General features: G+C 69.7%; 21 protein-coding genes and 1 pseudogene. 11 read left to right on the top strand and 11 right to left on the bottom strand.

Annotation, left to right across the window (positions count from 1 at the left end):
- Positions 1-259: 259 nt before the first annotated feature.
- The 7 genes from ACFJIX_RS25540 to ACFJIX_RS25510 form a co-directional block, all read right to left on the bottom strand.
- The gene (locus ACFJIX_RS25540; RefSeq protein WP_377155420.1) at positions 260-991 is read right to left on the bottom strand and encodes a hypothetical protein; all 732 of its coding nucleotides are present in this window, start codon (positions 989-991) and stop codon (positions 260-262) included.
- 79 nt (positions 992-1070) lie between these two features.
- A complete protein-coding gene (locus tag ACFJIX_RS25535) occupies positions 1071-2948 on the bottom strand; it encodes a hypothetical protein (protein ID WP_377155419.1) in 1878 nt (625 codons plus the stop codon).
- Positions 2831-3943, bottom strand: coding sequence for a serine/threonine-protein kinase (locus ACFJIX_RS25530; protein ID WP_377155418.1), 1113 nt, complete (start codon positions 3941-3943; stop codon positions 2831-2833). The genes ACFJIX_RS25535 and ACFJIX_RS25530 overlap by 118 nt, the downstream gene beginning before the upstream one ends.
- A 151-nt stretch (positions 3944-4094) precedes the next feature.
- Positions 4095-4649, bottom strand: coding sequence for an ECF-type sigma factor (locus ACFJIX_RS25525; RefSeq protein ID WP_377155417.1), 555 nt, complete (start codon positions 4647-4649; stop codon positions 4095-4097).
- Positions 4637-5650 (bottom strand): hypothetical protein, encoded by a 1014-nt coding sequence (locus ACFJIX_RS25520; protein WP_377155416.1) that lies wholly within the window; start codon positions 5648-5650, stop codon positions 4637-4639. Before ACFJIX_RS25520 ends, ACFJIX_RS25525 begins: the two co-directional genes overlap by 13 nt.
- A 233-nt stretch (positions 5651-5883) precedes the next feature.
- Positions 5884-6351, bottom strand: coding sequence for a nuclear transport factor 2 family protein (locus tag ACFJIX_RS25515; protein ID WP_377155415.1), 468 nt, complete (start codon positions 6349-6351; stop codon positions 5884-5886).
- A gap of 22 nt (positions 6352-6373) precedes the next feature.
- On the bottom strand, positions 6374-7045 hold the full coding sequence (locus tag ACFJIX_RS25510; RefSeq protein WP_377155414.1) for a hemolysin III family protein: 672 nt from the start codon (positions 7043-7045) through the stop codon (positions 6374-6376).
- Here ACFJIX_RS25510 and ACFJIX_RS25505 point away from each other — a divergent pair.
- The gene (locus ACFJIX_RS25505; protein WP_377155413.1) at positions 7044-7541 is read left to right on the top strand and encodes a 5-carboxymethyl-2-hydroxymuconate Delta-isomerase; all 498 of its coding nucleotides are present in this window, start codon (positions 7044-7046) and stop codon (positions 7539-7541) included. The genes ACFJIX_RS25510 and ACFJIX_RS25505 overlap by 2 nt on opposite strands.
- 33 nt (positions 7542-7574) lie before the next feature.
- Here the strand turns inward: ACFJIX_RS25505 and ACFJIX_RS25500 are convergent, their stop codons facing one another.
- Positions 7575-8069 carry a GNAT family N-acetyltransferase gene (locus ACFJIX_RS25500; RefSeq protein WP_377155412.1) on the bottom strand — a complete coding sequence of 165 codons (495 nt, stop codon included), beginning with the start codon at positions 8067-8069 and terminating at the stop codon, positions 7575-7577.
- Positions 8070-8235: 166 nt separating this feature from the next.
- Entirely contained in the window at positions 8236-8640 is a 405-nt protein-coding gene (locus ACFJIX_RS25495; RefSeq protein ID WP_377155411.1) for a RidA family protein, read from the bottom strand.
- Between the two features lie 1142 nt (positions 8641-9782).
- On the opposite strand from ACFJIX_RS25495, the gene ACFJIX_RS25490 reads away from it, so the two are divergent.
- From ACFJIX_RS25490 to ACFJIX_RS25470, 5 genes are all read left to right on the top strand, one after another.
- Positions 9783-11027: a WD40/YVTN/BNR-like repeat-containing protein gene (locus ACFJIX_RS25490; RefSeq protein WP_377155410.1), complete on the top strand. Its 1245-nt coding sequence runs from the start codon at positions 9783-9785 to the stop codon at positions 11025-11027.
- A gap of 142 nt (positions 11028-11169) precedes the next feature.
- Positions 11170-12231 carry an SAM-dependent methyltransferase gene (locus ACFJIX_RS25485; protein ID WP_377155409.1) on the top strand — a complete coding sequence of 354 codons (1062 nt, stop codon included), beginning with the start codon at positions 11170-11172 and terminating at the stop codon, positions 12229-12231.
- A gap of 10 nt (positions 12232-12241) precedes the next feature.
- The gene (locus ACFJIX_RS25480; protein ID WP_377155408.1) at positions 12242-13069 is read left to right on the top strand and encodes a DUF1295 domain-containing protein; all 828 of its coding nucleotides are present in this window, start codon (positions 12242-12244) and stop codon (positions 13067-13069) included.
- Complete coding sequence (locus tag ACFJIX_RS25475) at positions 13039-13767, top strand: DUF6134 family protein (protein WP_377155407.1); 729 nt, start codon at positions 13039-13041, stop codon at positions 13765-13767. Before ACFJIX_RS25480 ends, ACFJIX_RS25475 begins: the two co-directional genes overlap by 31 nt.
- 13 nt (positions 13768-13780) lie before the next feature.
- Positions 13781-14323 (top strand): DUF2177 family protein, encoded by a 543-nt coding sequence (locus ACFJIX_RS25470; protein ID WP_377155406.1) that lies wholly within the window; start codon positions 13781-13783, stop codon positions 14321-14323.
- A 20-nt stretch (positions 14324-14343) separates the two neighbouring features.
- On the opposite strand, the pseudogene ACFJIX_RS25465 reads toward ACFJIX_RS25470, so the two are convergent.
- Positions 14344-14520: pseudogene (locus ACFJIX_RS25465) on the bottom strand (transcriptional regulator); the annotation flags it as partial.
- On the opposite strand from ACFJIX_RS25465, the gene ACFJIX_RS25460 reads away from it, so the two are divergent.
- A complete protein-coding gene (locus ACFJIX_RS25460) occupies positions 14459-14662 on the top strand; it encodes a hypothetical protein (RefSeq protein ID WP_377162121.1) in 204 nt (67 codons plus the stop codon). The pseudogene ACFJIX_RS25465 and the gene ACFJIX_RS25460 overlap by 62 nt on opposite strands.
- A 261-nt stretch (positions 14663-14923) precedes the next feature.
- On the opposite strand, the gene ACFJIX_RS25455 is transcribed toward ACFJIX_RS25460, so the two are convergent.
- Positions 14924-15517: a sigma-70 family RNA polymerase sigma factor gene (locus tag ACFJIX_RS25455; RefSeq protein ID WP_377155405.1), complete on the bottom strand. Its 594-nt coding sequence runs from the start codon at positions 15515-15517 to the stop codon at positions 14924-14926.
- 329 nt (positions 15518-15846) lie between these two features.
- Here ACFJIX_RS25455 and ACFJIX_RS25450 point away from each other — a divergent pair, with 329 nt between their 5' ends.
- From ACFJIX_RS25450 to ACFJIX_RS25435, 4 genes are all read left to right on the top strand, one after another.
- A complete protein-coding gene (locus tag ACFJIX_RS25450; RefSeq protein ID WP_377155404.1) occupies positions 15847-18111 on the top strand; it encodes an FAD-dependent oxidoreductase in 2265 nt (754 codons plus the stop codon).
- A gap of 83 nt (positions 18112-18194) precedes the next feature.
- Positions 18195-19601, top strand: coding sequence for a class I SAM-dependent methyltransferase (locus tag ACFJIX_RS25445; RefSeq protein WP_377155403.1), 1407 nt, complete (start codon positions 18195-18197; stop codon positions 19599-19601).
- 138 nt (positions 19602-19739) lie between these two features.
- The gene (locus tag ACFJIX_RS25440; protein WP_377155402.1) at positions 19740-20282 is read left to right on the top strand and encodes a GAF domain-containing protein; all 543 of its coding nucleotides are present in this window, start codon (positions 19740-19742) and stop codon (positions 20280-20282) included.
- Positions 20283-20530: 248 nt separating this feature from the next.
- Entirely contained in the window at positions 20531-21166 is a 636-nt protein-coding gene (locus tag ACFJIX_RS25435) for a DVUA0089 family protein (RefSeq protein WP_377155401.1), read from the top strand.
- Positions 21167-21245 lie beyond the last annotated feature (79 nt).

Genomic DNA, 21245 nt, shown 5'->3' with positions numbered 1-21245 from the left:
ACTCGCCCGCTTGCTCGACGACAGGTCTTGAGCACATCGCCCCGGCGTAAAGCGCCTCAACTGACCTTCCGGAACAATGAACAACGAGCGCCCGACGTGGCGTGGTGTGAAGCCCGTTGATGGATCGTGCATGCTCTTCTCTCGCGGATGTCTGTCTGGATTGATTCCATTTTTTCCGCGCGATGAACGCGCCTCCGACCGGTAGACGCAAGAGCTGCAAACAACGGTAAGCGTCAAGAGACGCGCTACCTCGCAGGAGTTAGGCGCGAACGGCCTCGCCGCCGGTGCGGCTGCCCTTTCGGCTGCCTGGTCGGCTTCCTGTCCGGCTTGCCGCGGCCGATCCACGTGGCGCCTCTGCCGCATGCGCGGGACGTCGCGGCGGCATCGTGAGCAGGATCGCCGCAATGCCGAGTGCCGCCCCCGCCGGCACGTCCAGCACGTGGTGCTGGTACGTCGTCAGCACCGAGACCCCGATCAGCGCGAACCACGCGTGCAGGACCAGGGCCCACCCGCCGCGCGCCACCGGCGCGAAGCGCGCCCAGATCAGCACCAGCACGCCGATGTGCAGCGACGGCGCGCGGTTGTAAGGCATGTCGCAATGGCCGAGCAGGTCGAACATCAGACCGATCGCGCCGTCGGTCGGCGGTCGCTCGAAGGTGAAGCGCAGCGGGAATGCCGCGTAGCAGAGCACCGACACGATCAGCACGAGGAGCAGCCGCAGCACGTGACGCCGAAGGCGTTCGGCGTCCGCGTCGCTGAAGAACGACAACGCGAAGAAGACGCAGATCGAGAGGTAGGGCACCACCGTCCAGCCCACGAAGGGAATGCCGCGTTCCCACGCGAACACGCCCGCGCCGACATCGGTCCGCAGGCTCGTCATGTGGTTGGAGGCCGTGTAGAGCGCGGCATACGCCGCCGAGGTCGCCACGGCGCAGGGCAAGGGCCGCCAGGCTTCGGGCCACGGCATCGGGAACGGGATCGAAACGCGCATCGGGATCTCCGCCGCGGGCAACATCACCCGCCTATCCCTGATTACGAGATCCCGTCCCCGAAGCGGACATCGCCGCGCTTCAGCGTTGCAACTGAATCGGCTCGCGCTGCGCGGTGCGGATCGCGCGGACCTGTTCGAGCAAGCGGTCGGCCTCCGCGTTGTTGCGCAGCGCGCGTTGCGCCTGCGCCAGAGCGCTGAGCGCATCCGCCACTGGCGGACTCTGCGTCGCGTCGTAGAGCAGCCGGTGCAAGCGCACGGACTCCTGCAGCAGCGGCACCGCCGCCTCGGCCTTCGTCTGTTGAAGCAAGGACTGACCCAGCACCAGCGTGGCGATGGCCTGGTTGTCCCGTTGGTAGTCGGCATGCCAGCCGCTGTCGATGGCGGCGAGCGCCTGCCGCGCCTGCGCTTGCGCCACGTCGAGATGACCGGCGTTCAGTTCGAGCCAGGCGGACTCGACCTGCTCCGTCACGGGCTCGCTGGCGGCCGGGGCGGGCGGCACCTTTCTCGCGGCGCGCTGCGCCTGCAGGCCCGCCAGCGCCTCGCGCGCCTGGCCGCTCTGGACCTGCCAGCGTCGAAGTGCCAGGCTGTAGAGCCTGCCCGGCGGCTTGCCGGCGGGGGTGGCCTGTCTCTGGCGCTCCAGCAAGGTCTGGGCTTCGGCCAATCGGCCAAGGCTCGTCAACGCCATTGCGCGGTCCGTCAGCACCTGCTCGTCCATGCCGTCAGCCGGGTGGGGCTTTCCAAGCACGGCCACGTCGTCGCTGCTGACGGCCAGCGCGGCTTGCGTCTGGCCGTAGTTCGCCAGTGCGCGCGCCTGCCACATGCGGACCCAGCGGCGCTGCGGAAGATCGGCCGGCGCGGTCTCGCTCCAGCGCCAGGCCGGCGCCAGCGCCGTCAGGCTGTCGCGGAAGCGCCCGCCCAGGTTGAGGAAGATCGCGAGGTGCGTCTGCGTCTCCGCCACGCGCACCGCGTTGGCGTTGCGCGCGACCTCCGCCGCCACGCCCTTGCGCATGCTGGTCTCGGCTTCGGCGTATCGGCCCAGCGCGCGCTGGGAGTGGCCGAGGAATTCGTAGAGCAGCGACAGCTCGCCGGCCCCCAGCGGCGGATGCGCTTCGCAGAGCTGGACGGCTTCCGTGTAGGCCGCCTGCGCGCGCTCGAACGACCGGTCGTACAAGGCCGCATCGCCCAGGATGTGCAGCACCAGCAGCAGGTCGGCGTTGGAGTGGCCGCGGCGGGCGATCGCCAGCGCGCGCTCGGCGAAGGCCATCGCCAGCTCCGGTTCCGCGCGCCGGTTCAGCGAGGCCTGGCCGATCTCCACCTGCAGCCGCGTCGGCGAGCTGTTGTCCTGGCGCGCATCCAGCAGGGCCGTGGCCTCCTTCAACTGCGCGGCGGCTTCCTTCCGCTTGCCGTCCAGGGCCAATGCGTTGGCCAACGCCGCCATCGCCAGTACCGCCTCGTCGCTGGCCGGACCGTGCAGCTCGCGCGCCACGCTCAGGCGCTGACGCTGCAGGTCGACCTCGCGCGCGTTCAGACCCAGGTCCTGGTACATCGAGGCCAGCACGGTGAGCAGCCGGAGTCGTGCGGCGGGCGCGTCCTTGAGCTCGGCATTGATGCGTTCGGCGCCGCGGTCCAGCAGCTCGCGCGCGGTCGTGTCGCGGGCCTTCGCCGGGTTGGCCTGGTCGGCCGTGTTCGCGCGGAACACGCCTTCCAGGAAGCCCTGCACGGCCTGGGCCGTGGCGGCTTCGGCCTGGGCGCGCTGGGTCTGCAGTCCTGCCTGATGGGCCTGCCACAGCGCGACCGACGCGCCGGCGATCAGCGCGACCGTCGCGATGGCGCCGGCCGTCACCGGCAGCCGGTGTCGTCGCACGAGCTTGGCCAGGCGGTACGCGAAGCCATCGGGTCGCGCCTGCACCGGCTCGCCGGCCATCCAGCGGCGCAGGTCCTGCGCGAAGGCGTCCATCGTCGGATACCGTTCGGTGGGGACTTCTTCAGCGCGTGGTCCAGGATCGCATCGAGGTCGCCACGCAGCTGCCTGCGCAGCGAGCGGTCGGCCCACGGATCCGAGCTCCCGCTGGCGGTGCTGGCACTGCTTGCGCTGTCGGCGCTGGCAATGTTGCTGGCCCGCGGGACGTCCGCCGAGGCGATCACCTCTTCCAGCTCCGCCGCACTGCCGCGCTTGAGGCGATACGGTCGCACGCCCGCCAGCACCTCGTAGGCCACCACGCCCAGGCTGTACACATCGCTGGCCGTGCCCAGCGGGTCGCCGCGGATCTGCTCGGGGCTGGCGTAGTCCAGCGTCAACGCGCGGCCCGAGAACTCGGTCAGCGCGGTGCGCTGCGTGCTGTCGCCTTCGAGCAGCTTGGCGATGCCGAAGTCCAGCAGCTTCACCTTGCCGTCGGGCGTCACCAGGATGTTGCTCGGCTTGAGGTCGCGATGCACGACGAGTCGCGCATGCGCATGCCCGACCGCCGCCATCACCTGGAGCAGCAGCGCGACCCGCTCGCGCACCGACAGCGCCCGGTCGCGGCAGTACGCGTCGATCGGCACGCCGTCGACATGCTCCATCGCCAGGAACGGCCGGCCCTGCGCGTCGATGCCCGCGTCGTACAGGCGGGCGATGTGTTCGTGCTCGAGCGTCTCGAGGATCTCCCTTTCCCGATCCATCCGCTCGGCGAGGCTGTCGCCCCAGACGAGGCGCGGCAACTTCAGCGCGACGCGCCGGTGCATCAGGCCGTCCGCCCGTTCGGCGAGCCACACCGTGCCCATGCCGCCGCGGCCGATCTCGGCGATCAGCCGGTAGGCGCCGACGCTGCTGCCCGGAAGGACGCCGTCGAAGGGCAAGGGCCTGTCGGCCGGGCCGTCCGCCGCGAACAGGCGAGGCAGCGTGTCGAGGAAGTCATCGGTCTCGACCTCGGCCTGATGCGCGAGCAGGGCGCGCAGCGCCTCGCGATGCACGGCGTGTTCGCCGATCAGGCCTTCTCAGCCAGGCCTTGCGCGCGGTCGGCGAGAGGTTGAGCGCCTCGTCCAGCAACGCGCTGATCGCGGGCCAGTCGCCTTCGAATCTTGAAAGGGTCGTCATGCGTTCATCCGACCCGCGACGGCGCCGTCAGTCCCGCAGCGCGTGGGCCAGCAGCAGCCGGGCCTTGTCCCAGTCGCGGCGCACGGTGCGCGCGGACAGGCCCAGCGCTTCGGCGATCTCCTCGTCCTCGAGGCCGCCGAAGTAGCGCATCTCGACCACGCGTCCCAGCCGCTCGTCGACACGGCCGAGGTCCTCCAGCGCGGCATGCACGGCCAGGATCTCGTCGGACGCCGCGGGGAGGGCGCCGATGAGCTCGGAGTTCAGCGTGACCTGTTCGGCGTCGCCGCCGCGGCGGTCCGTCTTCGCCTGGCGCGCCGCGTCGACGACGATCGATCGCATCACCGTGGCCGCGTAGGCCAGGAAGTGGCCACGGTCCGAGGGCGTCAGCGAATCGCGCTGCAGGAACTTGAGGTAGCACTCGTTGACGAGCGCCGTCGTCGCCATCAGGCCATCGCCGGAACCGCGCGAGAGCCGCCGGTGGGCCACCTGCCGGAGCTCGGGATAGAGCAGCTCGAAGATCCTGTCGAACGCGCCGCGGTCGCCTTCGCGCGCCCGTCCGATCAACTGCGTCACTTCCCCCATGTCGTGGTTCCGTCCAAAACGAGGTTGGTGACGGCCATGGTAGCGCGCGCCCCGCGCGGCCCGGACGGCGGCGCGTCCCCGAGTTCTGACGGGCTTGTTTCATCTGGTGTCACTCCGTCCGGCGTGAGGCGCGGGCGATCGGCGGCATCGGCGGCATCGGCAGCGAGGCGGCGCCCGGAAGCGGCGGGCGCAGCCGCACGGTCGACAGCAGGCATGCGCAGGCGCAGGCGAGGGACAGCGCCGCGAGGGCCCCCGTGTGGGGGAGCGAGCAGGACGAACACGGTGCCGAAGGCCGCCTTGCCGAAGAGCCCGCCGACGTAGCCGCGCAGGAAGTGCGCGGCGGCGCGGTGTCCGCCGTTGGCGTGTTCGGCCATGGCGACCGGGCCGGTGATCAGCGGCAGCGACGAGAGCAACCCGGCCGCGAAGCCGCCCATGGCCGGACCGATGAGCGTCGCGATCGCGGTGAGCGTGCCCGCCATCGCGGCGACCAGCCACATCGAGCGCCACATCGAGCTGTCAGGTCGGGTGAAGGGCCGGGAGTCGTGCCGGGAGTAGAGGCGTTGGGCGGACCGTGGAGGGAGCTGCTGACGTGACACGATCTCCGCCCCGAGTCGGGGCATCGCCACGAAGGTGACGGCGCAACTGCCGAGCGCGAGCATCAACGCGGCGCTGAGGTCGGCACTGGCCGCCTTCGCCGGCAGCGCCATGGCCATCGCGCCGCCCAGCCCGCAGGCCAGCGCGACAGCGGCGCCGCCGTAGCGGGCGGCGCGTGCGTAGCCCAGCGCGAAGACCGCCAGCATCGCGCAGGCGGCGACGCTGCCGATCGCGGCGCTGATCGCGAAGGCCATGCCTTCGTCATGCGCCAGCCAGGCCAGCGTCGGCGCGGTGATCGTCGGCAGCGCGGCGACAAGACCTGCCACCCGGCGCCCGCCGTGGCGCGCCGCCGCCATCACCAGCAACACCGTGCCTGCGGTCAGCAGGCCCTTGAACAACTCGTCCATCGCGCTCCCCCTTGGGGACGGCGAGCAACAACACGCCGTCCTGCCAAGGTGAACGAGATGGGCGGTCGAGGACGGACAAGTGGCCGGAACCTCAAGCAGGGGACAAGGAATCCGGTCGTCCGTGGACGCCGGATGTCCGGCGCCTGTCCGGGATTTCGTTCAGTGAGGTAGCAGGTGCTGTGACGGTGGGGCGACGCAGCGCCCCCTTCCCGTCACTGATCGATGCCACCGCGTCATGGCGCAGGCGCGGCGCCGCCCGTCATCGGCCGATGGTCGTAGCTGAACACCTTGGCGATCTGCCAGTTCGTTCCGTCGAAGCGCCACAGGATGGAGTAGCGTCCCTGCTGGATGCAGTCGGCCTCGCCGGCTTTCACGAAGCAGTGCCGTCCCATCTGAAGGGCGCCGATCTTCGCCATGGGGTAGACCTCCATCGTGCCTTCCAGCACGCGCCGCTGCAGCTTGCCGCAGATGTTCTTCCGGACGGCCTGGATGAACTGATCGCGGTTCATGACGCGCCCGTTGAGGTCATGGAAGAACTCGACGTCCGGCGCGTAGAGCGCCTGCAGCGTGTCCGTGTCGCAATGGTTGAAGGCGTCGAAGTGGCGCTGGTCCAGCTTGGCGATGAGGGCCGGCAGGTCGGCATCCGGGATGCTGGGGTGAACGGACTGCGCCCGCGCCGCACCCGCGGTTGCAAGCGCCACGGCTGCGAGCAGGCAGGCCGCCTTACGCATAGGCGTAGAACAGCGCCGCGAAGAAATGGCAGACGCTGCCGCCCAGCACGAACAGGTGCCAGACGAAGTGTGCGTAGCGCAGCTTGTTGTCGAGGAGGAAAACGAAAGCGCCCAGCGTGTAGCTCAGGCCGCCCGCCACGAGCAGCGCAAGACCTGGCCCCGGGGTGCGCTCGATCAACGGCCCGATGGCGAAGACCACCACCCAGCCCATGGCGAGATAGAGCGCCGTGGACACCAGCGGGTGGCGCAGCCGGTTCAGCAGCTTGATCGTCACGCCGAAGGCGGCCGCGGCCCAGACGGCGATCAGCAGCGTCACGCCCGGTCCCGAGTGCAGCACGCCCAGCGTGAAGGGCGTGTAGCTGCCCGCGATGAAGACGTAGATCGCCGCATGGTCCAGGCGCATCAGCCATGCCTTCAGCCGCCCGTTGGCCAGCTTCGCGGGCAGCGCGTGGTACAGCGTGGAGATGCCGTACAGCAGGATGCCGCTGGACGCGAAGATGGCCGCGGCCACGACGTCCGCCACCTCGCCGTGGTTCATCGCGCGGATCACGAGGATGGGGAGGGCGGCGATCGCCAGCAGGGCGCCCAGGCCATGGCTGATGGCGTTGGCGATCTCTTCGCCCAGGGTCTGCGGGCGGTCGGCGGGGAGGGGGCGGTCGGTCATGAAGCGGGTCCAGGGGCTGACCGTTCCAAGTATGCACGCAGCCGTCAGAGGGCCCGTCGGGGACAGGTCTTTCGCGGCGCTGGCGACGCTGAAAAACAGCCAGACCTATCATGGCTCAACCCTGGAGATTGCCTTGCCTCACTTCACGCTTCATCACAGCGCCAACCTGACCGACCTCGACGTGGGGCGCTGCCTCACCACGGTGAACGCCGCGCTCGCGGAGTCGGGTCACTTCGAGGAAATCGACATCAAGAGCCGGGCGTTCCAGGCGGAGCAGTTTCTCGTCGGCGTGGAAGCGCGCGGCCGTGCGTTCGTGGCCGGCACGCTCTCCGTGTTGACCGGGCGCAGCGACGACACGCGGCGCGAGATGGGGGCGATCGCCTTGAAGGCGCTGGTGGCCTGCATTCCGGCCACGTCGGAACTTCACATCCAGGTGTCCGTCGAGGTCGTCGAGATCCAGCGGGAGACCTACGCGAAGGCAGTCATCGCCGGTTGAGCGCCGCGGAGCTTCGATTCCGTCAGATCGGACTCAGACCAGCAGCAAGCCCAGCACATGCTCATCGACGTAGTGCGCCTGATCCGCGCGCTTGTAGAAGTCCCTGAGCGTTCCTTCCACCACGAACCCGAGGCGCCTGTAGAACGCCAGCGCCTGCTCGTTGTCGGCCTCGGCGTAGAGTTCGACGCGGCGGATGCCGTCGGCGCGGAAGTGGCGGAGGGCGTCGTCGATCATGGCCCGGCCGATGCCTTGTCCATGGCGTGCGGGATCGACGGTCAGCGTGCCCAGCAGGAGCACGTGACTCACGCGACCCGGATAACGTGTGGCCCGGTAGAAGCCGCCGATTGCGCCATCCACTTCCCAGATCCAGAAGGCGCCGCTGCGCACGAGCTCCTCGAAGATCGGCACGAAGGACGCAAGCTCCATCGGCTCGTACGTGAGGTAGGGAACGACCTTCGGATGGGCGTAGATCGCGAAGACCGGTTCGAGGTCTTCAGGACGGGCGAGGCGTCGCGCAGGGCTGGTCATCGTGGGCATTCAGTTCGCAAGATCTCCCGCCGCGTGGATGTGCGTGACGCTCGCGACCCACCCGGTGAGGGGCGAGTCGCGAAACGACAGCCATCGGCTGCGCATGCGGGAACGGGCGCTGGATGCTATCGCGACATCGCCGCGACATCGCCGCGACATCGCCGCTTCAGGCGGGCGTGGCTTCCGGCAGCTTGGCGATGACCTTGATCTCAAATTGGAAGCCTGAAAGCCACGTGACGCCGATCGCGGTGGCGGTCGGGTAGGGCGCCTCGCCCCAGAACTCCGCGGCGACTTCCCAGGCGCGCTCGAAATGGGTGTGCGGGTCCACCATGAAGACCGTCACGTCGATGACGTCCTTGAAGCCGCAGCCGGCCGCGGCGAGGATGGCGTTGAGGTTCTTGAACGCGAGACGCACCTGGTCGTCGAGCTCCGGCTCGGGAGAACCGTCGGCGCGACTGCCGACCTGGCCGGACACGAACAGCAGGCCGTTGGAACGGATGGCGGGGGAATAGCGGTGCAGCTCGTACAGGGCGTGGCGGTCGGGCGGGGAGACGACGTCGCGGGTGGGCATGAGCGGAGTTCCTTCAAGGGGGTTGCGGATGCAGTCACTTTAGGAATCCGGCGGTCGCCGATAAACAGGCAGTCCGCACAATCAGTGTTTGGAGCGACCAAACAATGGAACGCACGCGATGGTGCGCATCGCTTCAGTGCCAAACCGTCGGTCTGTCGTACACCGCATCCCTGCGCCTTCGTCGCGCAGGCGCCGGCGACATGATCGCCCAGTCCGCGTCCACGCGTACCGGAGAACGAGCCAGTCGATGAAGCCGCAATGGGTCCGCCACGCGGGTCGTCATCTGCGGCGGACGCACGACAGTTTCTGTAACTTTTCCTACCGCCGGAAGGGGTGGTTCGCCAATCTGGCCGGCGCTTGAAGATACTCCGGCGTTTCGCGCCTCAGGGGGAGCGTCGCATGGTGCGGCGGCTGAAGGCGCATCGAAGTCCGCCATGCTCCATGCCATCACCGACCGTCGCGCGCGCGGCGTGCCATCCACCCGTTCATCCCGTCTGCTGATCCTGGCCATGATCGCGGGCGCCACCACGGCACTGACAGCCTGTGGCGGCGGCTCCGAGCCGGATGCGGTACCGGAAGCAACACCCGGCACCACGGTCGCGACCTTGGTGCGCGTCGCCGCCGAACCGGCAGGGAGTCACTGTGCCGCGGGCGGCACGCGCATTGAATCCGGCAGCGACGCCAATTCGAATGGCGTGCTCTCCGACGCGGAGGTGTCCAGCACGCAGTACGTCTGCAACGGCCTGGCCGGCACCCCCGGCACCCCCCGGCGCCGCGGGGCCCGCCATGCTGGTCCGCGTCCGCGCGGAAGCCGCCGGCGCGAATTGCGCACAAGGCGGCTCGGCCGTGCTGGCCGGCCTGGATGCCAATGGCAATGGCGCGCTGGAAGACAGCGAGGCCAGCAGCGTCGCCTATGTCTGCCGGGGGGCGGACGGCAGCAATGGCTTGAACGGATCGAATGGCTCCGCAGGTCCTACCGGTCCTACGGGCCCCACCGGCCCCACCGGCCCCACCGGCCCGACCGGCCCCTCGGGGTCTTCCGGCCTCGACGCCCTGGTCGCGGTCGTCGCGGAATCGGCCGGCGCCAATTGCGCCTATGGCGGCCAGCGCGTGCAGTCGGGCAGGATGCCAACCGCAACGGCGTGCTGGACGCCGGCGAAGTCACCGCCACCTCCTACGTCTGCAGCGCCGCCCCGGCCGACACGCGCTGGGTGGAGGTGACCGGCGCCGCCGTGCAGGCCGCATCGAACACCGGCTATCTCGCGAATTCGAACGCTTCCGTGGTCATCACGCTGCCGGCCTCTCCGGTCGTCGGTGACTGGATCAAGGTCACCGGAGTCGGCGCCGGCGGCTGGACGATCGCGCAGAACGCCGGCCAGCGGATCTCGACCCTCGGATTGCCCGGGGGCAACACGGTGGCCTGGACGCCTCAGGCGCCGACCGGGACCTGGGCCGCGACCGCCGTGTCCGCCGACGGCACGCGGCAGGTTGCCGCCTCGGCGTCCGGCGAGCTCTATACCTCCAATGACACCGGCTCTCAATGGACGCTGCGGCTCGTCGGCCAGACCTGGTCCGGTGTCGCGATGTCCTCCGACGGACTGCGGATCCTGGCGTCGACCAACGGGGGCGCCCTTTATCTGTCGACGAACGGCGGCCTGAGCTGGTCCGACGACGGCAGCAGCCGCGCGTGGTCCGCCGTCGCCAGTTCGGCGGACGGCCAGCGCCTCGTGGCCACGGCCTACCTCGGACAGATCTGGACGTCGCCCGATGGCGGCACCAACTGGACGGCACGCGACAGCAATCGCGCCTGGCGCACCGTCAGTTCATCGGCCGACGGGCGCGTGCTGGTCGCCGGCACCAATGGCGCGCAGCTGTATGTCTCGACCGACTTCGGCGTGACCTGGACCCCGCGGGCCTCGGCCCAGTTCTGGTGGGGCACGGCGGTGTCCGCGGACGGCCAGCGGCAGTACGCGACGGTCGACACCGGCGCCATCTGGCGCTCCGACGATTTCGGCACCACCTGGGAAGCCGTGACGACGGGCCGCGACTGGCGCGGGATCGCCACCTCGTCGGACGGCCGTTATGTCGTGGCGGCCACGAGCGGCGGCGCGCTGTATGAATCGCCGGACGGCGGGCAGTCCTGGCGGCCCACGGCCGACGCCGGCGCCTGGACAGCCGTGGCCAGCAGCGCGAACGGCCTGACCCTGCTGGCCGGCAAGTCCGGCGGCGCGCTCTATGGGGGCGTGCGCCGGTCATCGACGACGCCGGGCGTGACCGGGTCGCTGTCCGGCGGGCAGGCGGACACACTGCAGCTGCAGTATGTCGGCGGCGGCGTGTTCATGCCGATCAGCTACGTGTCGGCGAATCTCGTTTTCACGCCGCAGTAGCCGACGAAGCAGTAACCGACGACACGTCAGCCGTCGACACATCGGCCGACCAGGCCGCAGCCGAAGTCGCATCGGTCGACGCCGGAGATCCAGATCGCCGCTTCCTGCGTATAGGGAGCGTCCTCTGCTTCCGGTCGTCTCCATGGATCTCGACATCTCCTCGATCGCCGTCCGGCTCGCCGAGCGCGGCCTGCTGCCCGAGGCCGCCGTGCGGCTGGGCATCCGCCGCCTGCTGCGGCAGCGGCTCGACGAATCGCATCACCACGACCACGAGACCGCTGCGGCGCTGACGCAGGCCTTCCTGGCCTCGCTGCGCGCCGCGCCGCTGGCCGTGCAGACCGAGAAGGCCAACGAGCAGCACTATGAGCTGCCTGCCACGCTGTTCGAGGCGATGCTCGGCCCACAGCGCAAGTACAGCTGCTGCTGGTGGCCCGAGGGCGTGGACACGCTCGAGGCCGCCGAGGAGGCGGCGCTCGAGGAAACCGCGGCGCGCGCCGGGCTCGCCGACGGGCAGTCCATCCTCGAGCTCGGTTGCGGCTGGGGCTCGCTGAGCCTGTGGATGGCGGCGCGGTTCCCCGCGGCGGAGATCCGGGCGGTGTCGAACTCCGCGTCGCAGCGCGCCTTCATCGAGGGGCAGGCCCAGGCGCGCGGACTCCGCAACCTGCGCGTGATGACCTGCGACTTCAACGCGTTCGGCGAGGACGGCAGCCTGGACCGTCGCTTCGACCGCGTCGTGTCCGTGGAGATGTTCGAGCACCTGCGCAACTGGCCGCGCGCCTTCCGCAAGGTCGCCGGCTGGCTGCGCGACGACGGCCGCTTCTTCATGCATGTCTTCGCGCACCGCGAGGCGCCGTACGCCTTCGAGGTCCGCGACGCCACCGACTGGATGAGCCAGTACTTCTTCTCCGGCGGGATGATGCCCAGCGACGACCTCGCGCTGCTGTGCCAGGACGACCTTGCGCTGCTGGACCGCTGGCGCTGGGACGGGCGCCATTACGCGCGCACGGCCGCCGCCTGGCTGGAGCGCTTCGACGCGCATCGCAGCGCCCTGTGGCCGATGTTCGAGTCGGTCTACGGCGCCGCCGACGCGCCGATGTGGTGGCAGCGCTGGCGGCTCTTCCTGTTGTCCGTCGAGGAACTGTTCGGCTACGACCGCGGGCAGCAGTGGTGGGTCAGTCACTACCTCTTCGCCCCCCGACGTTGAGGCCGACGCCATGCCAGTTGTCGAATCGCTGCCGGCCTTGCCCGCGCTGGGTCTCACCGGCCTGCTGATCGCCGTCGCCATCGCGGTGCCGACCTGGCTCGCGAGCATCCCGCTGCGCGATGCGAGCCTCGCCGATCGCGTCTGGTCGGCGTTCATCGCGGTGCCCGTCGCGTTCTATGTGTGGAAGACCGGCGGCGACGCGCGTGCCCAGGTCATGCTGGCGATCACGGTCGCGTGGGCGTTGCGGCTCGGCGTCTACGTGACGGTGCGCAATTCGGGCCACGGCGAGGACCGCCGTTATCAAGCCATCCGGGCACGCAACCAGCCGAACTTCGCGCTCAAGAGCCTGTGGCTCGTGTTCCTGCTGCAGGCGGTGCTGGGATGGATCGTCAGCTGGCCGATGCTGGTCGCCAGCGACGCGGCAGGCGAAGCGGGCCGGGTGCCCTGGGGCGTGTGGGACAGCCTCGGTGCCGCGCTGGCGGCGGGCGGTCTGCTGGTCGAGGCGGTCGCCGATGCGCAGCTCGCGCGCTTCCGCCGCGATCCGGCCAATCACGGGCGGGTGATGGACGGCGGCTTGTGGCGCTATTCGCGCCACCCCAACTACTTCGGCGAAACCTGCGTGTGGTGGGGCCTGGGCGTGATGGGGTGGGTCGCCGGCGGATGGGCGGGCGCGTGGGTGCTGGCCTCGCCGCTGTTGATGACCTTCCTGCTCTTGCGCGTTTCCGGCGTCACGCTGCTGGAGAAGGACATCGGCGAGCGCCGCCCCGCCTATCGCGACTACATCGCGCGCACGAGCGCCTTCATCCCGTGGCCGCCGAAGCGCGGAGACGTGCGATGACCGCGGCAATGACTACGGCAATGAGTGCGGCACCATCGCCGCGAGCATTCCGCGGTGCCGCTGCTGCTGCGGCCTTCGTTGCCCTTGTGGCCATGGGCGCTGTCGGGCCCGCCGCGCCGGCCCGGGCCGAGAGCTGGAACTTCGAGGTGCGCCTCGATGGCAAGCCGATCGGCACGCATCGTTTCACCGTCGACGGCCCGGCCGAGGCGCGCGAGGTCACCAGCAACGCCGCCTTCGACGTGAGGCTGCTCGGCATCAACGTCTTCCGCTATCGCCACGAGGCCCGCGAGCGCTGGCGCGGTGATTGCCTGCAGGAGATCCGCAGCCGCACCGACGACGATGGAAAGCCGGTCGAAGTCGATCGGCGTCTGGCCTCCGCCATGCCCGGCGAGCCGGCCTGCCTCATGAGTTACGCGTATTGGAATCCCGCGCTGATTCGTCAGCAGCGCTTGCTGAATCCGCAGACCGGCGAGGTGGACGAAGTCCACATCGAGCGCCTGCCCGACGCGGCCATCCCCGCAGGCGGCCGCGACGTCGACGCGTCGAGGTGGCGGATCACGTCGACGGCGCCTTCGTCCGGCAAATCCGCACCGGCCCGTCAGGTGCTCACGTTGTGGCGTGATCGGACGGATGGTCGATGGCTTGGCCTCGATGCGCAGGTCAAGGGCGATCGCGTGCTGACGTACCGCCTGCCTTGAACCGGAGACCCCCATGAGCTTGCGAGAAGATCCCATCCCCACCCGCGCGCCGGCCTGGCGCTGGCCGCTGGCCTACCTGATGACGCTGGTCGTCTTCCTGGCGATGGACGCGGTCTGGCTGAGTGCCACTTCCGGCGCGCTCTATCAACCGGCCATCGGCCACCTGATGGCGCCCACCGTCGACTGGCGCGCCGTGGCGGTGTTCTATCCGCTGTACATCGTCGGACTCGTGTTCTTCGCCGTGGCGCCCGCATTGGCCGAGGGCCATCCGATCGTGGCGCTTTGGCGCGGCGCGCTGTTCGGCTTCCTCGCCTACGCGACCTACGACTTCACCAACCAGGCCACGCTGCGCGACTGGCCCTGGCACGTGACCGCCATCGACCTGGTCTGGGGCGCGATCGTGAGCGGCGTCGCCTCGGGCGCCGGCGCGGCGATCACCGCGGCTACATGCCGACGAGCGATCCGAACGCAGCGGGCGATGAGCCCGTCGAAATGCAGGCGGCCTTCGACGGCCGCCACGCAGATGCACTCGCTGCCGTCCTGCACCACCGGTTGATGGTGGACCTCGCCGTCGGCGAGGTCGAAGTCGCCCGGCCCGAACAGCGCCCGGCCGTCGTGGAAGCGACCGTAGATGATCTGCGTCAGCTCGGTGCCGCGATGCGTGTGCTGCGGCAGGTACTTGCCGGCGCCGATGCGCAGCAGGAAGACGTTGGCTTCCGGCGAGCCCGGCACCGTCACGCGGCTCCAGCGCATGCCGGGGCCGATCCAGCGCCAGCGCGTCGCGCTGCAGCCTTCCAGGGCCTTCGGCCAGACCGCGCCCGCGGGCAGCGGCGGCGGGGCCGGCACCTTGCGCGGCATCGGGCTGCCCGTGGCGCGCTCGGCCTGCTCCAGCTGATCGATGCGATCGAAGGCCCTCGCCAGCGCGTCTTCGCGCAGGGGCGCTTCGGCTGCTCGTCGAGCACCACGCCGCCGAGGGCGCGCAGCATCGCCACGCGCTCCCGGCAGGCCGGGCACAGCTCCAGGTGGGTCTCCGTCACCAGCTGCAGACCGATCGGCAGCGCGCCGCTGACGAGGGAGAGCAGCAGCTCGTCGGCGGGGTGATGGCGGATGTCGAGGGGCGGCAGCATGGTCGAGGAGGGCAACGGGATTCGGGACATCAGAGATCGACCAGCCGGCGCAGGTGCGCCACGGCCAGCCGGATCCGCGACTTGACGGTGCCCAGCGGCAGGCCGAGTTCGGCCGCGATGCGGGCATGCGGTTCGTCGTCGTAAAAGGACAGGCGCAAGACCTGGGCCTGTTCGGGCGGGAGCCGGTTGAGCGCCTCGCGCACGCGACGGGACAACCGTGTCGCCTCGACGTGGTCGGCGACACCGGGCTGGTCGGCTTCGAGCCGGTCGAATTCGAAACATTCGTCGCCGGCGCCGTCCAGTTGATGGCGCCGCGCGGCGTCGATGCGCAGCCGGCGTGCGATCGTGAAGATCCAGGTCGAGAGGGCCGCCTGCGCCGGATCGAACAGCGCGGCCTTGCGCCAGACCATCACCAGCGTGTCCTGCGCCAGGTCCTCGGCCGCGCCGTCGGTGCTGCCGGTGCGGATCAGGTAACTCTTCACCCGCGGCGCGAAGTGCGAGAACACCCGGCCGAAGGCCTCCCGGTCCCGCAGCTCCGCCACGCGGCGCATCAGCGCCGGCCAGTCGTCCCCGGTGGGGGGCGGCGACGCGCTGCGGTCGGGATCGATCGGGACGATCTTCAAGTGGCGGGCTTTCGGCGAGGGCCTGGCGGCCGACACGGCGGTCGACGCAGGGGACGATGACACGGACGCGGCGTCCGGCGGGGTGGCCGGAGCCGAGGGGGGTTCGTCGCGTCGCAGGGGGCCCATGGACGCTCTTACGCGGCGAACGGCGTCCCGGATCATCGCTCGGCTTGCGGAGGACCACCATGCGGGCGACCCTCGCCCGCGCACTGGGGAGATCCTTCACGAGGGAAGAATCCAAAACGCGGCTGCCCGCGTAGAAGCGCCAAACAACCAGAACGACCAAGGACGCGCCCATGGACCGCCCCGATCCACGACCCAGTTTGCCGATGCCACTCGTCGACGAAGGACGCCGGTTGCGGGTGGCCGTCGTCGGCGCCGGGATCTCCGGGCTGTCCTGCGCCTGGCTGCTGTCGCAGCGGCACGACGTGCAGGTCTTCGAGGCCGAGGCGCGAATCGGCGGGCACAGCCACACCGTCGACGCGCCCTGCGGGTTGCTGCAGGTGCCGGTCGATACCGGCTTCATCGTCTACAACGAGCCGGCCTATCCCAACCTGAGCGCGCTGTTCCGCCACCTGGAGGTGCCGACGCGGGCGTCGGACATGTCCTTCGCGGTCAGCCTGAACGACGGCGGGCTGGAGTACGCCGGCACCGACCTCAACGGGCTGTTCGCACAGCGCGGCAACCTCGTCCGTCCGCGCTTCTGGGGCATGTTGCGCGACCTGCTGCGCTTCTATCGCGAGGCGCCCCGCGACGCCGCCGCGTGCGGCGACCTGGCGCTCGACGACTACCTCGACGCGCGCGGTTACGGTCGCGCCTTCCGCGACGATCACCTGTACCCGATGGGCGCGGCGATCTGGTCCTCGGCGGCGGCGGACATCGGACGGTATCCGGTGGCCGCGTTCGTGCGCTTCTGTGAGAACCACGGGCTGCTGAAGCTGACCGACCGTCCGATCTGGCGGACGGTCGACGGCGGCAGCCGCGAGTACGTGCGTCGCCTGACGCGGGGCTTCGAGGACCGCCTGCATCGCGACGAGCCGGTGATCTCCGTCGCCCGCGAGCCCGGCGGCGTGCGGTTGCGCACGCGGCGCGGCGCGTGGACGCCGGTCTTCGATCACGTCGTGCTGGCGACGCATGCGGACCAGTCGCTGCGCATGCTGACCACGCCGACGGCGGAGGAGCGGCGGCTGCTCGGCGCGTTCCCCTACACCCGCAACCTCGCGGTGCTGCATCGTGATCCCGCGCTGATGCCGCGCCGGCGGGCCGTGTGGTCGAGCTGGAACTACCTCGCGGGGCGGGGTGATGGTCCGTTCCAACTGCCGCCGACCGTCACGTACTGGATGAACCGGCTGCAGCCGCACCTGCCGCAAGGTCGCAGCGCGGTGCCGCTGTTCGTGTCGCTGAACCCGGCGGTGGCGCCGCGACCCGAGCATCTGATCCGCACCGACGTCTACGAGCATCCCCGCTTCGACATCGCTGCGATTGCCGCGCAGCGCGAGCTGTGGTCGCTGCAGGGGCAGCAGCGCACCTGGTTCTGCGGCGCGTACTTCGGGGTCCGGGTTCCACGAGGACGGGCTGCAGGCCGGGCTCGCGGTGGCCGAGGCCCTCGGCGGCGTGCGCCGGCCGTGGACCGTCGCGGGCGAGTCCGATCGCATCCACCTGCCGCGGGCGGTGTCCGCATGAGCAGGCGGCCGGACGCGGACCTGCACTCGGCGATCTATCGCGGGCAGGTGATGCATCAGCGCTTGAAGCCGCTGCGGCACCGGCTGCGGTACCGGATGTTCACGCTGCTGCTCGACCTCGACGAACTGCCCGCGCTGGATGCGCGGCTGCGCTGGTTCTCGGTCGGGCGATTCAATCTCTTCAGCTTCCGGCCCTCCGATCATGGCGACGGCACGGCCAGCGACGTGCCGGGCTTGCGCGCCCACGTCGATGCGCGCCTGGCGCTGGCCGGCCTGCCCGTCGGCGGGGCGGTCCGGCTGCTCGCGATGCCGCGCCTCCTCGGCTACGCCTTCAATCCATTGAGCGTCTGGTTCTGCGATGCGCCGGACGGCACGTTGCGCGCCATCGTCTACGAGGTCAACAACACCTTCGGCGAACGGCACAGCTACCTGATCGAGGTCGACGAGGCGCAACGCGCTGCGCCGCTCATCGAGCAGCGCAGCGGCAAGCGGCTGTATGTGTCGCCGTTCCTCGGCATGGACCTGCAGTACCGCTTCCGGATCGAGCCGCCGCGCGAGCGGCTCTCCATCGGCGTCAGCGTGCATGAGCAACAGGGCGAGGGCGTCAACAACGGCGTCAACAACGGCGTCAACGAGGGCGTCGGCGCCGGCAACAGCCTCAGCCAGGGTGACCGCGATGCCGATGGCGCGGCCGTGCTGAACGCTCGGCTCGACGCCGCGCGCTCGCCGCTGACCGATGGCGCGTTGCTGCGGCTGCTGGTGACGCATCCGCTGCTGACGCTGAAGGTCGTGGCGGGCATCCATTGGGAAGCGCTGCGCCTGTGGCTCAAGGGCGCGAGGCTGCACGAGCGGCCGACCGCGCCCAGGCATCCGATGACGGTCGTCCGCTCGCGCGGGACCGATCCGGCCTGAGCCGGCCCGATCCGAACCCACCCGATCCGAACAGACCGAACAGACCGGGCCCGACCCGGCCGATTCTTCCGAGGCGACCTTGCATGCATGACGACACGAGCGCGTTCCTGACCGCCCCCGCGGTCCTCGAGATCACCCCCGCGACGCTGGGCGGCGACCGGCTGGGCGCACGCCACGAATCGCTGCGGCGCGTGCTGTCCCGCATCCAGCTGGGGCGCCTGGCGCTCACGCTGCCCGATGGCCGCCGCGTCGAGGCCGTCGGTCCTTACCCCGGCCCGGCCGCGACGCTGCACCTGCATCGTTGGCGGCCGGCGTTGCGACTGCTGCTGCAAGGCGACCTGGGATTGGCGTTCTCGTACCGCGACGGTGACTGGAGCACGCCCGACCTGACGACGCTGCTGTCGTTCGGGATCGCCAACGAGACGGCGTTCGGCGCGATCGCCGAGACGCGCGGTCCGGCGCGTTGGTTCTCGCGCCTGCTGCATCGCGCGAACGCGAACACGCGCAGCGGCAGCCGGCACAACATCGCCGCGCACTACGACCTCGGCAACCGCTTCTACGAACGCTGGCTGGACGACAGCATGCTGTACTCCAGCGCGCTGTATGAGGAGGCGGCCGACCCGTCGCATCGCGAATCGCCGCCCCCCGAAGCGCCGACTCCCGAATCGGCCGGCGAGACCGCGGGCAGATCCGCTTCGGCGTCAGCTTCGGCGTCGGCCTCAGCCTTCACCGCCAGTTCCGCCAGCTCCGATGGCGGCGCCGACGCCGTCGACTCGCTGGAGCGCGCCCAGGCGCGCCGTCTGGATCGCATCGTCGAGCTGCTGGACCTGCGCGCGGGCCAGCGTGTGCTGGAGATCGGCTGCGGCTGGGGCACCCTGGCGGCGACGCTGGCCAAGCGCTGCGGCGTGGAGGTCGTCGGACTGACGCTGTCGACCGAGCAACTGCGATTCGCGCAGGCGCGCGCCGAGCAATGGGGCGTGGCCGACCGGGTCGACCTGCGGTTGCAGGACTACCGCGATGTCGATGGCCGCTTCGACCGCATCGTGTCGATCGAGATGATCGAGGCCGTGGGCGAGGCGTACTGGCCGGTCTACTTCGCGACCTTGCGTGACCGGCTGAAGCCTGATGGCGTGGCCGTGCTGCAGGCGATCACGATCGACGAGCAGCACTTCGAGCGTTATCGCGCGAATCCGGACTTCATCCAGCGCTGCATCTTCCCCGGCGGCATGCTGCCCACGCCGGAACGCATGGCCGAGGAGGCCCGCAAGGCCAGCCTCAGCTTCTCGACGCAGGCGCGTTTCGGACGCGGTTATGCGGCCACGCTGGTCGAATGGCGCCGTCGTTTCCTGGCCGAGTGGCCGGCGATCGAGGCACAGGGATTCGACCTGCCGTTCAAGCGCCTGTGGGAGTACTACCTCTGCTACTGCGAAGCCGGATTCCGCGCCGGACGGGTGGACGTCGGGCTGTACCGCCTGGCCCCTGCAACCTGAGGCGACTTGCCATCGACGCGACGCGGGGAGTTCCTACAAGCTGTAACTGCGATACCCCCGGCACATGGCTCCTCGCCGCGCTTGGGTAGCATGTTCTTTCCATCCAGCCACCGACGCTGCTCCAGCCGATTCCGCCCGATGTACGACCGCCCGTTCACCGCCCATTCCCTTGAAGTCGCGATCTCTGAATTGCTTGCTGCCACCTCGGATGGCTTCGACCCGGACCTCGACGCGCGGATCACCGATGTGTTGAAAGGCCTGCGAGAGCAGCTCGACATGGATGTCGTTTTCGTCTCGGAATTCCAGGATGGGGAACGCGTGTTCCGCTTCGTTGACGGGGAGTCGGCGATCGAGGTGCAAGTCGGCGATTCGGCGCCGCTGGAGCAGAGCTACTGCCAGCGCATCGTGGAAGGCCGAGCGCCGGAGTTGATGACCAACGCCGCCGCGGTGGCCGCCGAGTTGAAGCTCCCGCCGACACCGGTGCCCATCGGCGCGCATCTGAGCGCCCCGGTCGTGCTGTCCGATGGTCGCGTCTTCGGCACGGTGTGCTGTTTCAGCCTCCAGCCCAATCCAGGACTGCGGTTGGAGGACCTCTCGCGGCTGAAGGGGTGCGCGCGGCTGGTGGCGCGCAAGGTCGAGGCGCAGGACTTCCTGGACACGCTGCCGTTCGAGAACGATTGAGCGGGATCCCGCGGCGGCTGGTGCGGTGCCTTAGGTGACCTGTCTGCCACTTTCAAGCGATCCTCGGTACCCGTCGTCCTTCTAATCAGTGACGTCTTTGTCGTCCCAGGAAGGGACGTGAAAAGCGTCGGAGATCTTTACATGATCATGACATGGTCATGATCGTATCCAAACGAATCAACGGCTTACGCGTTTGGCACAGCCCTTGCTCCTGTGGCGTCGGTTCATACGACAACAGAGGGAAGAGGATGTTCAAGAAGACGTTGATGGCACTGGCCATGACCGTGATGGCAGGCGTCGCTGCGGCGGCACCGGTGGTGGTCAAGGGCTCCATCTACAACATCGATGGCAATGGCGATGGCCAGCTGGATGGCCGGAAGATCTCGCAGGTGACGTTCAGCGTGTCGGCAGGTACGCATGTGTTCTTCGACTCACTGGTGCGCGAGTCGACGGGTGTCGACCTGAACGGCGACGGCGTGATCACCGGTTTCGACAACTACATGATGCTGCTGCAAGGCGGCAACGCGCTCTTCGCGCAGGACGATTCGGGCGAGACTTACGGCGACGGCTCGGTCCATTACTACGACTCGGCTTACGGCTACACGTTCTCGCAAGCTGGCGCCTACATGATCACCCTGGGTCAGCTGAGCTACAGCGCCCAGGACGCATGGGCGGGATATCAGCTGAACAACTTCTTCGGCAACTACGACGGCCCGAGCAACGCCTTCGGCGCCTGGCAGCTGACGATGACGGCGACCAACGGCACGCTGAACGTGTTGTCGGTGGACGGCCAGAGCGTTCCCGAGCCGGCATCGCTGGCGCTGGCCGGCCTGGCGCTGGCAGGCCTGGGCGTGGCGCGTCGCAAGCAGACCCGCAAGGCCTGATCGACAGGCTGAGCCGCGCGGCCTCCGGGCCCTGCGGGCGCAGAGCAAAGGGAGGCCCACGGCCTCCCTTTTCCATGTG

The sequence above is a fragment of the Roseateles sp. UC29_93 genome (assembly GCF_042695725.1).
Lineage (GTDB): Bacteria > Pseudomonadota > Gammaproteobacteria > Burkholderiales > Burkholderiaceae_C > Roseateles > Roseateles noduli_A.
Note: the sequence above shows the minus strand (reverse complement) of the source record. Positions and strands in the feature narration are given on the sequence as shown.

What these genes read in the sequence shown, in the direction of transcription:
- ACFJIX_RS25450 (WP_377155404.1), top strand. Translation starts at nt 15,847, where the DNA reads ATGCCACTCGTCGACGAAGGACGCCGGTTGCGGGTGGCCGTCGTCGGC.
- ACFJIX_RS25520 (WP_377155416.1), bottom strand. Translation starts at nt 5,650, where the DNA reads ATGGACGAGTTGTTCAAGGGCCTGCTGACCGCAGGCACGGTGTTGCTG.
- ACFJIX_RS25460 (WP_377162121.1), top strand. Translation starts at nt 14,459, where the DNA reads ATGCGCAGCAGGAAGACGTTGGCTTCCGGCGAGCCCGGCACCGTCACG.
- ACFJIX_RS25470 (WP_377155406.1), top strand. Translation starts at nt 13,781, where the DNA reads ATGAGCTTGCGAGAAGATCCCATCCCCACCCGCGCGCCGGCCTGGCGC.
- ACFJIX_RS25525 (WP_377155417.1), bottom strand. Translation starts at nt 4,649, where the DNA reads ATGGGGGAAGTGACGCAGTTGATCGGACGGGCGCGCGAAGGCGACCGC.
- ACFJIX_RS25445 (WP_377155403.1), top strand. Translation starts at nt 18,195, where the DNA reads ATGCATGACGACACGAGCGCGTTCCTGACCGCCCCCGCGGTCCTCGAG.
- ACFJIX_RS25495 (WP_377155411.1), bottom strand. Translation starts at nt 8,640, where the DNA reads ATGCCCACCCGCGACGTCGTCTCCCCGCCCGACCGCCACGCCCTGTAC.
- ACFJIX_RS25505 (WP_377155413.1), top strand. Translation starts at nt 7,044, where the DNA reads ATGAAGCGGGTCCAGGGGCTGACCGTTCCAAGTATGCACGCAGCCGTC.
- ACFJIX_RS25480 (WP_377155408.1), top strand. Translation starts at nt 12,242, where the DNA reads ATGCCAGTTGTCGAATCGCTGCCGGCCTTGCCCGCGCTGGGTCTCACC.
- ACFJIX_RS25510 (WP_377155414.1), bottom strand. Translation starts at nt 7,045, where the DNA reads ATGACCGACCGCCCCCTCCCCGCCGACCGCCCGCAGACCCTGGGCGAA.
- ACFJIX_RS25440 (WP_377155402.1), top strand. Translation starts at nt 19,740, where the DNA reads ATGTACGACCGCCCGTTCACCGCCCATTCCCTTGAAGTCGCGATCTCT.
- ACFJIX_RS25435 (WP_377155401.1), top strand. Translation starts at nt 20,531, where the DNA reads ATGTTCAAGAAGACGTTGATGGCACTGGCCATGACCGTGATGGCAGGC.
- ACFJIX_RS25540 (WP_377155420.1), bottom strand. Translation starts at nt 991, where the DNA reads ATGCGCGTTTCGATCCCGTTCCCGATGCCGTGGCCCGAAGCCTGGCGG.
- ACFJIX_RS25500 (WP_377155412.1), bottom strand. Translation starts at nt 8,069, where the DNA reads ATGACCAGCCCTGCGCGACGCCTCGCCCGTCCTGAAGACCTCGAACCG.
- ACFJIX_RS25535 (WP_377155419.1), bottom strand. Translation starts at nt 2,948, where the DNA reads ATGGACGCCTTCGCGCAGGACCTGCGCCGCTGGATGGCCGGCGAGCCG.
- ACFJIX_RS25485 (WP_377155409.1), top strand. Translation starts at nt 11,170, where the DNA reads ATGGATCTCGACATCTCCTCGATCGCCGTCCGGCTCGCCGAGCGCGGC.